Annotated in this window: 11 protein-coding genes; 4 read left to right on the top strand and 7 right to left on the bottom strand. The window is 72.3% G+C overall.

Features of this window, described 5'->3' with window-relative positions; translation table 11 throughout:
- The first annotated feature begins 45 nt into the window (after positions 1-45).
- Positions 46-1203 carry a PAC2 family protein gene (locus tag ACZ6S6_RS19635; RefSeq protein WP_469706371.1) on the top strand — a complete coding sequence of 386 codons (1158 nt, stop codon included), beginning with the start codon at positions 46-48 and terminating at the stop codon, positions 1201-1203.
- Between the two features lie 93 nt (positions 1204-1296).
- Here the strand turns inward: ACZ6S6_RS19635 and ACZ6S6_RS19630 are convergent, their stop codons facing one another.
- The 5 genes from ACZ6S6_RS19630 to ACZ6S6_RS19610 all read right to left on the bottom strand — a co-directional run bounded on the left by ACZ6S6_RS19630 (position 1297) and on the right by ACZ6S6_RS19610 (position 8055).
- On the bottom strand, positions 1297-4341 hold the full coding sequence (locus tag ACZ6S6_RS19630) for an NPCBM/NEW2 domain-containing protein (protein ID WP_469706370.1): 3045 nt from the start codon (positions 4339-4341) through the stop codon (positions 1297-1299).
- Between the two features lie 108 nt (positions 4342-4449).
- Positions 4450-5679, bottom strand: a complete 1230-nt coding sequence (mshC, locus tag ACZ6S6_RS19625) for a cysteine--1-D-myo-inosityl 2-amino-2-deoxy-alpha-D-glucopyranoside ligase (RefSeq protein ID WP_362956304.1) — start codon at positions 5677-5679, stop codon at positions 4450-4452.
- 167 nt (positions 5680-5846) lie between these two features.
- On the bottom strand, positions 5847-6686 hold the full coding sequence (locus tag ACZ6S6_RS19620) for an SCO1664 family protein (protein ID WP_362956307.1): 840 nt from the start codon (positions 6684-6686) through the stop codon (positions 5847-5849).
- Entirely contained in the window at positions 6650-7240 is a 591-nt protein-coding gene (locus ACZ6S6_RS19615) for a DUF3090 domain-containing protein (RefSeq protein WP_123528141.1), read from the bottom strand. Before ACZ6S6_RS19615 ends, ACZ6S6_RS19620 begins: the two co-directional genes overlap by 37 nt.
- A gap of 104 nt (positions 7241-7344) precedes the next feature.
- Positions 7345-8055: a histidine phosphatase family protein gene (locus ACZ6S6_RS19610; RefSeq protein ID WP_469706369.1), complete on the bottom strand. Its 711-nt coding sequence runs from the start codon at positions 8053-8055 to the stop codon at positions 7345-7347.
- 59 nt (positions 8056-8114) lie between these two features.
- On the opposite strand from ACZ6S6_RS19610, the gene corA reads away from it, so the two are divergent.
- Positions 8115-9110 carry a magnesium/cobalt transporter CorA gene (corA, locus tag ACZ6S6_RS19605; protein WP_362956313.1) on the top strand — a complete coding sequence of 332 codons (996 nt, stop codon included), beginning with the start codon at positions 8115-8117 and terminating at the stop codon, positions 9108-9110.
- 40 nt (positions 9111-9150) lie between these two features.
- Here the strand turns inward: corA and ACZ6S6_RS19600 are convergent, their stop codons facing one another.
- Complete coding sequence (locus tag ACZ6S6_RS19600) at positions 9151-9939, bottom strand: ferritin-like domain-containing protein (protein WP_362956316.1); 789 nt, start codon at positions 9937-9939, stop codon at positions 9151-9153.
- A 266-nt stretch (positions 9940-10205) separates the two neighbouring features.
- Entirely contained in the window at positions 10206-11255 is a 1050-nt protein-coding gene (locus ACZ6S6_RS19595; RefSeq protein WP_362956318.1) for an LLM class F420-dependent oxidoreductase, read from the bottom strand.
- A gap of 141 nt (positions 11256-11396) precedes the next feature.
- Here ACZ6S6_RS19595 and ACZ6S6_RS19590 point away from each other — a divergent pair, with 141 nt between their 5' ends.
- Positions 11397-12380, top strand: a complete 984-nt coding sequence (locus ACZ6S6_RS19590) for an aldo/keto reductase (RefSeq protein ID WP_362956321.1) — start codon at positions 11397-11399, stop codon at positions 12378-12380.
- Complete coding sequence (locus ACZ6S6_RS19585) at positions 12377-14713, top strand: helix-hairpin-helix domain-containing protein (protein ID WP_469706368.1); 2337 nt, start codon at positions 12377-12379, stop codon at positions 14711-14713. Before ACZ6S6_RS19590 ends, ACZ6S6_RS19585 begins: the two co-directional genes overlap by 4 nt.
- Positions 14714-14779: the final 66 nt, after the last annotated feature.

Below are 14779 nucleotides of genomic sequence, written 5' to 3'. Positions count from 1 at the left end.
CGTAAGGTTGTTCCGTACGCAAGGGAACTTCGGAAGGAGGCCTGGGTGATCGAGCTCGAGGGCGTTCCCGAGCTGATCGACCCGGTCATGGTGGCCGCGTTCGAGGGGTGGAACGACGCAGGTGACGCCGCTTCCACGGCGGTCGCGCACCTGGACCGGGAGTGGAAGGGCGAGGTGTTCGCGGCGCTGGACGCCGAGGACTACTACGACTTCCAGGTCAACCGCCCGACGGTGTGGCTGGACGGCGGGGTACGCAAGGTCACCTGGCCGACGACCCGGCTCTCCGTGGTCCGCATCGGCGGGGACAAGCCCCGCGATCTCGTCCTGGTCCGGGGCATCGAGCCGTCGATGCGCTGGCGCTCGTTCTGCAACGAGATCCTGGGCTTCGCCCATGAACTGGGCGTCGAGATGGTGGTGGTGCTCGGTGCGCTGCTCGGCGACACCCCGCACACCCGACCGGTACCGGTCAGCGGCGTCACGTCCGATCCGGACCTGGCGCGGACCATGGACCTGGAGGAGACCAGGTACGAGGGGCCGACCGGCATCGTCGGCATCCTCCAGGAGGCGTGCACCCACGCGGGTGTGCCCGCCGTGAGCCTGTGGGCGGCGGTGCCGCACTACGTGTCGCAGCCGCCCAACCCGAAGGCCACCCTGGCACTGCTGAACCGCCTGGAGGATCTCATCGGGCTGCGCATCCCGCTGGGTGAACTGGCCGAGGACGCGCGCGCCTGGCAGCTCGGGGTCGACCAACTGGCCGCCGAGGACAGCGAGGTGGCGGAGTACGTGCAGACGCTGGAGGAGGCCCGGGACACGGCGGAGCTCCCCGAGGCGAGCGGTGAGGCCATCGCCCGGGAGTTCGAGCGCTATCTGCGGCGCCGGGACCCCGGTCCGGTTTCCGGTCCGGGCGGGCACGCGACGGAGAGCGGCGACGGCTCGTATCTGCGGGACACGTCGAGCGGCCGTACCAGGCCGCCGAAGCCGACCCGGCCGGAGACCGGACCGGGGCCGGTGAGCGGATCCGGAAGCGGGTCCGCGACCGGACCCGCGACGGGCCCCGCGACAGGCTCCACACCGGACTCCCGGCCGGACTCCACGCCGGGCGAACGGCCGGAGGGCGCCCCGGAAAGTGCCCCGGAGGACGCCTCGCAGGATCCGCCGGATGACTCGCCGGGAAATCCGTCGGGAAATTCGTCGGAGGAATGAGCCGGACAGCAGGGAGCCGGAGAACCAGGAACCGGACAGCCGGGAGCCGGGCGGGTGGACACCCGCCCGGCTCCCTCGCTTCGTCACGGACACTCAGGAGCAGGTGAAGCGCGCGGCGCCCCAGTCGCCGTGGTCGCCGGTCTTGGACCCGTTGGTGTCCGTGACCTTCAGACGCACATGGCGCGCGCCGTCGATCGGCACGTCGACCGGTACGGCCGCCGACGCCCCGGTCACCTTCGGCGAGGTCCAGAGCACCTTGCCGTCGGCCTCGACGGAGAACGCCACCTCGCCGTATCCGTCGATCTCGTCGTCGATCCCCGCGTCCGCGGTGAACTTCGAGCACTGTCCGCCGAGATAGACCTCGATGTCGGAGTCGGCGTGGGTGCCGATCCCCTTCTCGTACACCTTCCCGGCCAGCGTGAGCGGGCCGCCGTCGGCCGCGCCCGATTCGCCGTTGCTGCGGTCTCGTTCCGCCGGACCGTAGCCGTTGACCGAACCCAGCCACTCCAGATCGCTCGCCCACACCTCACCGGTGGGCGGCTGCGGCATCACCGCGGCGGCGATCCGCTGAACCGCCGTTCGGGATTCGCCCGCCGAGCGGTAGCGGGCGCGCGCGGTGATCCGCGCCTCCCCCAGCGCGGCGTCCTTCGCCGGGGTGACCGACACCTCGACCCGCCGGGTGGTGCCCGCCGGGATCCGGTGCACGGCGGGGGCCGCGGTGGTCTTCCAGCCCTTGGGGACGTCCAGGGAGACCTCGGCGTCCGTGACATCGGCCTTGCCGGCGGTGACGTCGACGGCGACGGTGGCCGGGGCGCCCGCGCCGGTCTCCTGGCCCTGCGGCGCGGAGACGGTGGCCGTCGCGGCCGCGTTCCGTCCGCCGACGGCGCTGGTGTTCTCCAGCTTCACGGAGAACTTCCTGCCCGTGGACAGCGGTGCCGTCTTGATCTTCACCACACCGCCGCGGTCGTCGCGGTCGTACCACCAGCCCTGCTTCGCCGAGGCGTACGCGGCGGCCGAGCCGAGCCGGGGCAGCTTGCCGGTGAGCTTCACCGCGCTCGGCTCCGAGCCGGTGTGCACACTGAACTCGTACGGGCGGCTGCGCTGCTTCCCGGTGAACCCGCCCTTGCTCTCACCGATGTTCACGGTGATGTCGCCCGCGCCCCTGGCCGGTGCGCGGACATCGGCGGTCTGGGTCGCGTACGCGCCGTCGCGGTGCTCCCGGGTCACGCCGTCGTCCTCGTACAGGGTGAACGACGACTTGCCCTGCGGGTAGATGTCCCAGGCCAGCGGGGAGCCGGCGGTGCGGTCCTGGTAGGAGCGGATGCCCGGCCACATCGGCACACTGGCGCCGCCCCTGACGAACAGCGGAAGGGTGTCGAGCGGGGCGCTGTAGTCGTTGACGGTGACCGGGCCCTGGTAGGTCCGCCCGGTCCAGTAGTCGGTCCAGGTGCCCTTCGGCAGGTAGATGCCGTCGCGCTCGGTGCTGTCCTGGTAGACCGGGGCGACGAGGAAGTCCTCGCCGGACATGAACTCGTACTTCGCCGCGTCCGTCGCGGCCTTCGGGTCGTCCGGGTACTCCAGCACCAGCGGGCGGACCATGCCGACGCCGGTCTTCGTCGCCTCGTGCGCGTAGGAGTACTGGTAGGGCAGCAGCGACTCCTTGAGCTTGAGGTAGTCGCGGTTGACGGAGGTGTACGGCTCCCCGTAGCGGAAGGGCTGCTTGTCGCTGTCCGCCCAGCCGTCCATGGTCATCGTGGTCCCCAGGAACATCTTCCACTGGAGGTCACGGGTGTACGTCTTGGCGCTGCCGCCGAAGATGCCGTCGACGTCGCCCGTGGTGTAGGCGAGGCCGGACATCGTGGCGCCCGCGTAGGTCGGGATCTGCCAGCGGATGTAGTCCCAGGTGCCGTACTGGTCGCCGGACCACTGGACACCGCAGCGCTGCGCGCCCGCCCAGCTCTCGGGGGCGTAGGTGAAGCCGCGGGCGTCGCTGTTGTCCTCGATGCCCTTGTACGCGTCCTTGCAGCCGTCCAGGGCGAACTTGTAGCCGTCACCGACCCAGGCCACGTCCAGCTTGGCGACGCGCTGGCCCGCCTTGACCTGGTCACCGAGCTTGTCGATGCCGTCCTCGGTCCACAGGCCGAGCTGCATGTCGCGGTCCTGGAGGCCCTCGGCGGTCTCCGCGAGGTCCTCGTAGCCGCAGCCGTAGCCGTCGTTGACGAGCATCCAGCCGTTCGGCATGTCGTTCTCGACGTATCCGTCGGCGACCTTCAGCGAGTCCTTGGTGCGGCGCTCGCCGCGGTTGGCGTTGTGCAGGTAGCAGTCGGAGTCGCCGATCTCCATGCCGTACACCGGCGGCAGGAACGGCTTGCCGGTGAGCTTCGTGTACTGGCCGATGACGTCCTTGGCGTCACCCGCGAAGTAGTAGGCATCGAAGCGCTGTTCCTTCGCGCTGGTGGTCACCGGGTCGGTGAAGGCGTAGGTGTTGGGCGCGAAGGTGTTGCGGAACACCCCGTAGCCGGCCGACGAGAGGTAGAAGGGCACCGAATTCGGGTGACCGCCGTCGTCCCAGTTGTAGTCGACGCCGACCTCGACGGTCTGGCCCCGGTGCGAGGTGTTGCCGCGGCCGTTCTGCATACCGGCGCCGTAGAACTGCTCGTCGCCGCCGCGTGCGAGGGTCTGGGTGGTCTTCTCGCCGTCCCAGCTGATCCCCTTGGCCTCGGACCAGACCCGGCTGCCGTCGGCCCGGTACAGGGCGAATCGCAGGGGCGACTTGTAGGCACGCAGCGTGACGTCTCCGGTGGAGAGGTCGTAGCGGTCGCTCCGCTCCTTCCACCGGGTACGGGGCGGGGCTCCCTGGGGCAGGACGATGGCGTCGCCGGCCGGGTCGGAGAACGTGCCGTCCGGGGCTAGTTCGATGCGGAAGGTCTCGTCGGACACGAAGCTGACGCGGGCCTCGGCGGCGCCCGCACGCAGGTGGTAGACGGATCCGTCGGCCGAGAAGCCCGTGAGATCGCCGACCGTCGACCCGGCGGGGGCGGCCGGATCCGCCTGTGCGCTGCCCGGTCCCGAGAGGACGGCGAACAACCCCAGCAGCGCTGCAACTACTGCCGCTCTGATGCGCGTTGATGATTGCATAGAGCGCTTTTAGCGCAGCATCGAGCATTTGACCATGGATAAAACGGAACCGGCCCCGAACTTCACAAGAAGTTCGGGGCCGGTGAACGGATGTGATCCCGCGGGCGGTTACAGCGCGACACCGAGCAGCGCGTCGACGGTGCGCGAGACGAGTCCCGGCGCCCCCTCGTCCGTGCCGCCCCCGGCGGTCTGCCGCTCGGCCCAGCGGTCCACCGCGGCCAGTGCCGTCGGGGTGTCCAGATCGTCGGCGAGGGCCTCGCGGACCTCCTCGACCAGGGCGTCGGCGCTGAGCCCGTCGGGCCGCGAGACGGCGGCGCGCCAGCGCGCGAGACGGTCCACCGCGTCGGCGAGCACCTGGTCGGTCCACTCCCAGTCGGACCGGTAGTGGTGCGAGAGCAGGGCGAGACGGATCGCCGCCGGGTCCACGCCGTCGCGGCGGAGCACCGAGACGAAGACCAGGTTCCCCTTGGACTTCGACATCTTCTCGCCGTCCAGGCCGACCATTCCGGCGTGCACGTACGCCTGGGCGAACGGGTGCTCGCCGGTCAGCACCTGGGCGTGCGAGGCACCCATCTCGTGGTGCGGGAACGCGAGGTCGGAGCCGCCTCCCTGGACGTCGAAGCCCATGCCGAGATGGTCCAGGGCGATGGCGACGCACTCGATGTGCCAGCCGGGCCGGCCGGCACCGAGCGAGGCGCCGTCCCAGCTCGGCTCGCCCTCGCGGGCGGCCATCCAGAGCATCGGGTCGAGGGGGTTCTTCTTGCCGGGGCGCTCCGGGTCGCCGCCGCGCTCGGCGGAGAGCAGCCGCATCGCCTCGGCGTCCAGGTTGGAGACCTGGCCGAAGCGCGGGTCGGTGTCGACGGAGAAGTACACATCGCCGTCGAGGTCGTAGGCGGCGCCCGCGTCCCGGAGTCGTTCGACGAGCGGCACGATGCCGGGTATCGCCTCGACGGCTCCGATGTAGTGCTGCGGCGGGAGCATGCGCAGGGCAGTCATGTCCTCACGGAACAGGGCCGTCTCGCGCTCGGCGAGCTCGGTCCAGTCCTCACCGTCGCGCACGGCCCGCTCCAGCAGCGGATCGTCCACGTCGGTCACGTTCTGGACATAGTGAACCTGCCGCTTGGTGTCGAGCCACACGCGCTGAACGAGGTCGAACGCGTTGTAGGTCGCCGCATGACCCATATGGGTCGCGTCGTACGGCGTGATGCCGCAGACATAGATGCGGGCGACGGGACCGGGGTCAAGGGTGATCCGTCCGCCGGTCGCGGTGTCGTGGATCCGAAGGTCGCGGCCCTTGCCAGGCAGGGCGGGGACCTCAGAAGCGGGCCAGGCATGCATGCAATGAGCGTAACCGGACGCGGCTTCCGGATACGAACCGGAGGGGGCAACCTGTCCGAAGAGGCACTCTTGCGCGCCGCCCCGAAAGGTGCGTCGCTCCCCCGCCCGCGCACCCGCGCCGGTCCGGGACGGACGGTCGCGTCAGGGGCCGCCCGCCGGGCCCCGGCCTATACCGGCGGCCACGGAATGGCCGGCCACCCACCGCTCGGCTCCCGGTGGAGCCCCGTGGACCGCAGCCCCGCCACGCGGGCCCGCAGAGCCTCGATCTCGGCCGCGGTGATCAGTTCGCCCAGCCGGGTGACCAGTGCGGCCCCCGCCTCCAGCTCCCCGGCCAGCCGGTCCAGCACCTCCACGGCCTCCGCCGGCAGCGGCTCGCCCGCCCAGCCCCACAGCAGGGTGCGCAGCTTGTCCTCGGCGTTGAAGGTGACGCCGTGATCGATGCCGTACAGCCGGCCGTCGGGCGCGGGCAGCAGGTGCCCGCCCTTCCGGTCGCCGTTGTTGATCACCGCGTCCAGGACCGCGAGCCGCCGCAGCCTGGGGTCGTCCGCGTGGACCAGCAGCGCCGTCTTGCCCTCACCGACCTCGGCGAGGGCCACGGCCTTCCAGCCCTGGGCCGGCTCCTCGTCCTCGACGAGCGCGAGCAGCCCCGGTACGCCCTCGTCCTGCGGCGCGGCCTCGATCCACAGCTGGCACATGCCCTCGCCGTAGGGCCCGTCCCGCAGCACGGTCGGCGGCACCAGACCCCAGCCGGTCGCCTCGGAGACCTCGTAGGCGGCCACCTCGCGCTGGGCGAGCGTGCCGTCGGGGAAGTCCCACAGGGGCTGTTCGCCGGCCACCGGCTTGTAGACGCAGTGCGCCTGCTCGCCCTCGTACGCGACCGAGCAGTACAGCACCGCGTTGGAGGCCCCCCGCACCTGTCCGAGAACGGTGAGCTCGCCCTTGCCGAGCAGGGTCACCCGCTCGGCGTCGGTCAGGCCCCGCGGCGGTATCCGTTCTGGCGGGGGCATACGTGTCCTTCCGGATCGAGCGGGAGACTGCACAGCGGGCACGGCGGGCGGCCGGCGTTCACGACGTCCAGGGCTCGTTTGGCGAAGGCGCGGGCCTGCGCCCCGCTGAGCCGGACCCGGAGCATCGGCGGGCCGTTCTCCTCGTCCTGGAGCAGCCGCTCCTCGGCCTCCGCGAGATCCTCGACGGATTCCGCGTCCAGCTCGACGAGGGCCTGTGCCTCGACGATCATGCGCTGTTCCTCGCCGTCCCAGGCGAGTGCCATCGTGCCGACCCGGAACTCCTCCTCGACGGGTACGTCGAGCGGAGCGGTGTCGGTGACGTCCATCGGGGCCACCGCGGGCACCGGGGAATTCCCCCCGGTGCGGCGGACCACCTCGTCGAGCAGTTCGTCCACCCGCTCGGCGAGCGCGGCGACTTGGGTCTTCTCCAGGGCAACGCTGGTGACACGTCCGCCTGAGGATGCCTGCAGGAAGAACGTACGACGTCCAGGCAGCCCGACCGTACCGGCCACGAAACGGTCCGGGGGGTCGTAGAGGAACACCTGACGGGACACGTCCTGTCTCCCTTGTGATTTGACGCGGATGGGGGTCGGCCGGGGCCCGGGAGAGTCCTCCCGGAATGGCGCCTACGGCGCGTCCACCCTACTGCGCGGAGCGATCACGGCGCCCCAGCGCCGCCCCCGACCGCGGCATCCGCCCCTCCGCCCGCCGCCCCGCCCTCGTCGGGGGCCGGTTCGCGCGGGGCCAGCGGGGCGAGATCGCCCGTGTCGCCGAGCCTCAGCAGGAAGGGCCGCAGCCTGGTGTAACGGATCGCGGTGACCGAGCACGGGTCGGCGTGGACCCGCTGGAAGAGGTCCAGATGCATGCCGAGCGCGTCGGCGACAAGGGACTTGATGATGTCGCCGTGCGAGCACATCACGTAGACGGCGTTCTCGCCGTGCTCCGCCTCGATCCTCGCGTCCCACTCCCGGACCGCGTCGACGGCGCGTGCCTGCATCGCCCTCATGGACTCGCCGCCGGGGAACGCCGCCGCCGACGGGTGCTGCTGCACGACCGTCATCAGCGGCTCGTCGGCGAGCTCCGCGAGCTTGCGGCCCGACCAGTCGCCGTAGTCGCACTCGCTGATCCGCTCCTCGGTGTGCAGCGGCAGGTCCGGCCGGGCGTCGAGCAGCGGCCGCAGCGTCTCGCGGCAGCGCTGCAGGGGGCTGCTGACGGCCGCGGCGAGGGGCAGTGCGGCCAGCCGGCCGGGGAGCGCCGCGGCCTGCTCGGCGCCGCGCTCGTCGAGCGCGACGCCGGGGGTGCGGCCCGCGAGCACCCCGGCCGTGTTGGCGGTGGAGCGTCCGTGGCGTACGAGGATCAGGGTGGGCATACCGGCCAGCGTAGGCCGACGCTCCGGCAAACGTGCGCCGGGGACCGGAGCAGGGCAGAATGCGCGCCGTGATTGTGGACTGCGCCATCTACCGGGACGGACGCCGCACCGACGGCCCGGCCGACTTCTCCGATGCTCTCGAAGAGGCTCGGGCCACGGGTGACGCCTTCTTGTGGATCGGCCTGCACGAGCCGACGGAGAAGGAGTTCAAACTGGTCAGCAGCGAGTTCGGGCTGCATCCGCTGGCGGTGGAGGACGCCCTGGCCGCGCACCAGCGCCCGAAGCTGGAGGTGTACGACGACTCGCTGTTCGCGGTGATAAAGCCGGTCGTGTACGACCACGAGAGCGACACGGTCAGCACGGACGAACTGATGGTGTTCATAGGCGACTCGTTCGTGGTGACGGTCCGGCACGGCGAGGGTGCGCCGCTGGCCGCCGTGCGCCGCCGGCTGGAGGCCGAGACCGAAGTGCTCAAGCACGGGCCCACGGCGGTGCTGTACGCGATCAGCGACGCGATCGTGGACCACTACATCGATGTCGCGGGCGAGCTCCAGGTCGACCTGGAGGAGCTGGAGACGGAGGTCTTCGCCCCGACCGCCACCGCCGACTCCAAGAACACCGCGGCCCGCATCTACACGTTCAAGCGCCAGGTGCTGGAGTTCCGCAGGGCGACGGTCCCGCTGGCCACCCCGATGGCCCGGCTGGCGGGCGCGGGGGTGCCCTTCGTCCACGACCGGTCGCAGCCCTTCTTCCGGGACGTCCAGGACCACCTGACGCGCGCCAACGAGCAGGTGGAGGGTCTCGACCGGCTGCTTTCCGACATCCTGTCCGCGCATCTCGCCCAGATGGGAGTGCGGCAGAACGACGACATGCGCAAGATCTCGGCCTGGGCGGCGATGGCGGCGGTGCCGACCATGGTCGCCGGGATCTACGGCATGAACTTCAAGCACATGCCGGAGCTGAAGTGGGCGTGGGCCTATCCGGCGGTGATCCTGCTGATGGCGGGTGTGGTCCTGGGCCTGTACCGGCAGTTCAAGCGGCGCGGCTGGCTCTGACGGGTACCGGTCCCGGACCCGGAGGCCGCCCGGCAGCCTCTCAGCCGTACTCGGGTGCCGGCACGGCCGGACCGCCCAGCGCGTCCCGCCGCTCGGGCGGCGCCAGGCTCACCATGCGCCGCCAGCCCACGAGGCGCTCGTACGCGTAGACGGCGTGGATTCCCGCCGCCAGCAGCGCGGCCTTGGCCCTCGGCCAGCCCAGGATGCGGCCCATGTGGTCCATCACCGCGAGGCTGACATCGCGGTAGACCCGGATCTCGGCGAGCGCGCACTCGCGCAGGATGCTCTGGATCGTACGGCCGTGTCCCGACCGGGCGAAGCGCAGCAGTTCCTCGTGGCAGTACGCCAGGTGGTTGTCCTCGTCGTTGGAGATCATCCGCACCGCGCGGCCCAGGTCGGGGTGGTCGGCGAAATACCTCCGCAGCAGCCGCATCTGCTCGGAGGCGCGCTGTTCGGTCACCCGGCTGTGTGCGAGGTAGGTGATGATGTCGCGCTCGGCGAGCGGCTCCTCCCGCCCCAGCTGCTCATGGGCGAGGCCGATGCCGTACTTCTCCAGCAGCATCGTGTAGTCGGTCTCGTGCGGGACCTCGACGGGCACCAGGCCGCGCTTGCTCAGCAGGGCGTTGAAGATCCGGCCGTGCTTGTCCTCGTCGGCGCCGTGCCGGGCGATCTTGGGGGCAAGCGCGCGCTGGCTGGCGGGTGCGAGGGCCGCGATGCGGCCGTTCTCCCAGCCTCCCTGGGACTCACCACCGGCGGCGATGGAGCAGAACAGCCGGAACGACTCGTCGTCGTCGAGAATCTCCTGGAACAGGTTCTTTGCCGAGAGCATCACTGCCACCTCCGTGCCGGCATCCGCCGAGGGACAGTCAAATGCTCCCGGCCCCGACGGGCAACAGGAAGGCCCCCGCACTGGGCCGAACGTGCGCGCGGTGCGGACAGGCCTTTGGCGAATCGTTTCCGCACTGCCCCGTAACCCAACCGCCCCGGTCGCGTTGTTCCGCGTGACGGCCGTGGCGGGGAGGCCCCCGAGCCCCCACCACGGCCGTAGTGCCGCCCTGCTTTCGGAACGGGCCCCATCGTGTCCGGAAACAGGGCTCAGGCGAGACCGGACCGCTCCAGCGCCTCCGTACCGGCGCGCAGCGCGGCGATCCGCTCGTCGAGCGTGAAGCCGGCCGGGGCCAGGGTCAGGGTCGTGACCCCCGCGGCCGCGTAGGCCTGCATCCGGTCGGAGATCCGCTCCACCGATCCCAGCAGCGTGGTCTGGTCGATCAGCTGGTGCGGTACGGCGGCGGCCGCACCGCTCTTGTCGCCGGACAGGTACTTGTCCTGGACCTCGGCGGCTTCCTTCTCGTACCCCATGCGCTGGGCGAGCTGGTTGTAGAAGTTCTGCTTGCGGCTGCCCATACCGCCGACGTACAGCGCGGTGTACGGCCGGAACATGTCGGCGAGGCCGTTGACGTCGTCGCCGACGGCGAGCGGCAGGGTCGGGCAGACGTCGAAGCCCTCCATGGTCTTGCCGGCCTTCTCCCGGCCCGCCCGCAGATGCTTCACCGCGGTGTCCTCCAGGTGCTCCGCGGAGGGGAAGATCAGCAGCGCCCCGTCCGCGATCTCGCCGGTCTGCTCCATGTTCTTCGGGCCGATCGCGGCGATGTACAGCGGGATGTGCTCGCGCTGCGGGTGCACGGTCAGCTTGATCGGCTTGCCCGGCCCGTCCGGCAGCGGGAGCGTCCAGTGCTGCCCCTCGTACGACAGCCGCTCGCGGGTCATCGCCTTGCGGACGATCTCGACGTACTCCCGGGTGCGGGCCAGCGGCTTGTCGAACTTGACGCCGTACCAGCCCTCGGAGACCTGCGGTCCGGACACCCCGAGGCCGAGCCGGAACCGGCCGCCGGAGAGCGAGTCGAGGGTGGCCGCGGTCATCGCCGTCATGGCGGGCTGGCGGGCCGGGATCTGCATGATCGCGGAGCCGACGTCGATGGACTCGGTCTGCGCGGCCACCCAGGTCAGCACGGTCGGGGCGTCCGATCCGTACGCCTCGGCCGCCCAGCAGACGTCGTAGCCGAGCCGGTCGGCCTCCTGCGCGACGGCGAGGTTGTCCCCGTCCATACCCGCGCCCCAGTAGCCGAGATTGATGCCGAGCCGCATAGCCGCTCTCCTTACTGATCAGTAACGTCCCTGTGCTCCGGACTCTAGCGCGCGGGAACGCGATGCGGCAGGGGGCGCCCCGGGCCCCGGTTGTCCACAGCCCTGCGACGAGTGGACCCCTGGCCAGTAATCTCAGCGCCCATGGAGCAGAGGCATCTCGGCCGCACCGGCCTTCGAGTGTCCCGGATCGGGCTCGGCACCCTCACCTGGGGCCGGGACACCGACGAGCACTACGCTGCCGAGCAGCTGAAGGCCTTCTGGGAGGTGGGCGGCACCCTGGTCGACACCGCGGACGTGTACGGCGGCGGCGAGTCCGAGTACCTGCTCGGTCGCCTCGTCGACAGCCTGGTGCCGCGGCGCGATCTGGTCATCGCCACCAAGGCCGGCAGCGTGCCCGACCCCTACCGCAGGTTCAACGGTTCGCGCGGGCATCTGCTGGCCGCCCTCGACGCCTCGCTGTCGCGGCTCGGCACCGACTATGTGGACCTGTGGCAGGTGCACGCCTTCGACCCGGTGACGCCGCTGGACGAGACGCTCCAGGCACTCGACCTGGCGGTGTCCAGCGGGCGCGCCCGGTACGCGGGGGTGTCGAACTTCTGCGGCTGGCAACTGGCCAAGGCCGCGACCTGGCAGCTGGCCTCGCCCGGCGTGCGGACCCGGCTGGCCAGTACGCAGATGGAGTACTCGCTGCTGCAACGGGGCGTGGAGCGCGAGGTGCTGCCGGCGGCGCTCGACCTCGGTGTCGGGCTGCTGCCGTCGTCGCCGCTGGGCCGGGGCGTGCTGACCGCCAAGTACCGCACCGGCACCCCGGCGGACTCGCGCGGCGCCTCCGAACTGCTGGCCCCGTTCGTCGAGCCGTACCTCGACGACCCGGCGAGCCGCATCGTGGACGCCGTGGCGACCGCGGCCGACGGGCTGGCCACGACGCCGCTCCAGGTGGCGCTCGCCTGGGTGCGGGACCGGCCGGGAGTGGTGGCCCCGATCGTCGGCGCGCGCAACGCGCGGCAGCTCGCGGAGGCATTGTCAGTGGAGGCGCTTAGTCTTCCTGACGAGATCTGCCGCGCGCTCGACGATGTGTCGGCGCCCGTGCACCGCTATCCCGACCAGGACTGGAGCACGCTGTGACTGCGCTTCCCCGGGGGGAATCCCCCGGCCCCTCGGCCACCGACGACGACAGCGTTGTCGCGGACGCCTCTACGGACTCCCCGGCCGAGGAGTCAGCCGCCGGGACCGACGAGGCGACCGCCGAAGCGAGCGACGACGGTACCGATGACGAGGCGGCCACCGGCGGGGAGACGGCCGACGAGGTGACGGCCGCCGCACCCGACGGCACGGACACGGACGGGACGGACGAAGCGGCGGCCGGCACGGACCCCGCCGCGGGGACCGACGGGAGCGCCGGCGGCGACACCGCCGCTGCCGCGGCCGTCTCCGAGGCCGAGGCGGAGCTGGCCGCCCAGCGCGAGCTGCTGGAGCGGATCGAGAAGCGCAAGGCCGAGAAGGACGGCCCCATCCCCGCCGGTACGAAACTGAGCGGGCCGGCCGCCGATCTGCTGGCCGCCGTACGCGCCGTGGAGAGCGGCGAGAAGCCGGGAGCCGCGTTCTTCGACTCCCCCGCTCCCACCGCGCCCCGCCGGACCGTCCCCGCGCCGCCCCCGGTCCGGGAACGGGCTCCCGAGTCCGCCCGCGCCCCCCTGGGCGCCGCTCCCGAGGCGGTCGCCGCCGTGGCGGCCGTGCTGGCCGCCGGCGGGGCTCCGGAGAGCCTGGCAGCCCCGGCCGCCGGAACGCTCGGCGCACAGGCGGCCGACGCCCTGCGCGAGGACCCCTGGCAGCTGCTCTCCCTCCCCGGCGTCGGTCCCGAGCAGGCGGACGGCTTCGCACGGGCGCTCCTGGGCGACGCGTGCGGGCCCGACGACGAGCGGCGTACCGCGGCCCTGGTCGGCTGGCTGCTGGAGCGCGCCGCGCTCCAGGGCCACACCGCGCTGGACGCGACGGAGGTACGGGCCGCGCTCGCCGGGCGGGCGGTGACCGACCCCGAAGCGGCCGTGCAGCACGCCGTCGCCGAGGGCGTCGTCCTGGTCTTCCAGGACGGCCCGGAGGACGAGGAGACCGAGGAGTCCGAGGACCCGGCACAGGCCCCGGACGCGGACGCCGACGCCGACCAGGGCGCGGAGGCCGGGGACGGGCGGGAGCCGGTGCAGGTGTTCCTCGGCCTCGACCGGTACGCGCTGGCCGAGGAGAGCCTCGCCGACGGGCTGGCCCGGCTGGTGAACGCCTGCGAGAAGGACGCCGACTGGTCGGACGCCGCCGCGTCGGCGCCCTCCCCCTCGGCCGCCGAGCTGATCCGTACGGCCGCGGCCCACGGGCTCGTCGCGCACACCGGCGGCGAGGCGGCCAGGGCCGAGCCCGCCGCGCTGATCGCGGCGGCGGGCGGCCTCGGTCTGCGGGCGCTGGGCGCCACCCACAGCGTGGACGGCAGGCAGCGGCTGGCCGAGGCGGTCGGTGACCCGTCGGCGGCCGTCACACTGGCCGGGCTGCTCTCCGGCACCGAGGGCCCCGGACGGGACGAGGAGGGGGCCGTGGCCGTCGACCTGCTCGTCGTGCTGGACGCCCCGCAGCTCGACGTCGAGACCGGCGCGATGCTGGTGGAGGCCCTCGCCGACGGGACCCGTCTGGTGCTCAGCGGCGATCCGGGCGTGCTGGGGTCGGCGGGTGCGGGGCGGGTGTTCGCCGATGTGCTGGCCGCCCGTGCGTGCCCGCAGATCGTCTCCCGTACGCCGGACCCCGGCCCGATCGGTGAGCTGGTCTCCGGCATCGGCGTCGGGGAACTGAACCAGGTGGCGGCGCCGGGCCGGGAAGTGGTGATCGTGCCCGTGCGTGACGCGGGCGAGGCGGTGCACCGCACGGTGCAGCTGGTCGCCGACTCGGTGCCGCGCGCCATCGGCGTGCCGTCGTCCGACACCCAGGTGATCACCGTCGGCCACGGCGGCTCCGCCGGCACCCGGGCGCTGAACGAGGCGCTCAAGCAGCGGCTCAACCCCGGCCCCGGACAGTTCGGCGGGTTCGACCCCGGCGACCGGATCGCCCATGTCCCCGCGCCCGGCAGGACCGTGCCCGGCGTGGTCGTCTCGGCCGATGCCGAGGGCCTGCACCTGGACTGTGCGGGGACCCCGGTCGTCGTGCCGCAGGAGCGGGTGGAGGCGTCCGTGCGCCACGCCTGGGCGCTCAGCGCCCATCAGGCGGCCGGGATGCGGTGGCCCGCGGTGGTCGTCGTGCTGCCCGGTGACGCGGCTCAGGGGCTCAGCCGCCCCTGGGTCTACACCGCCTTCGGCCGGGGTGAGCGGCATCTGTCCGTGGTGCACGGAGTGGATCAGGCCCTGCCGCGCGCGGTCGCCCAGTCCCCCGCGCAGGACCGCACCACCCGGCTGCGCACGCTGCTGGAGGCGTCGGACGGGTGAGACCGCGGGGCCGGGCGGATGCGTCGCGCATCCGCCCGGCCCCGCGGCACGGCACCGGTCACCGCG

The sequence above is a fragment of the Streptomyces sp. NPDC048671 genome (assembly GCF_055587045.1).
The sequence above is the reverse complement of the archived record's forward strand: the minus strand, read 5'-3'. Positions and strand labels throughout refer to the sequence as shown.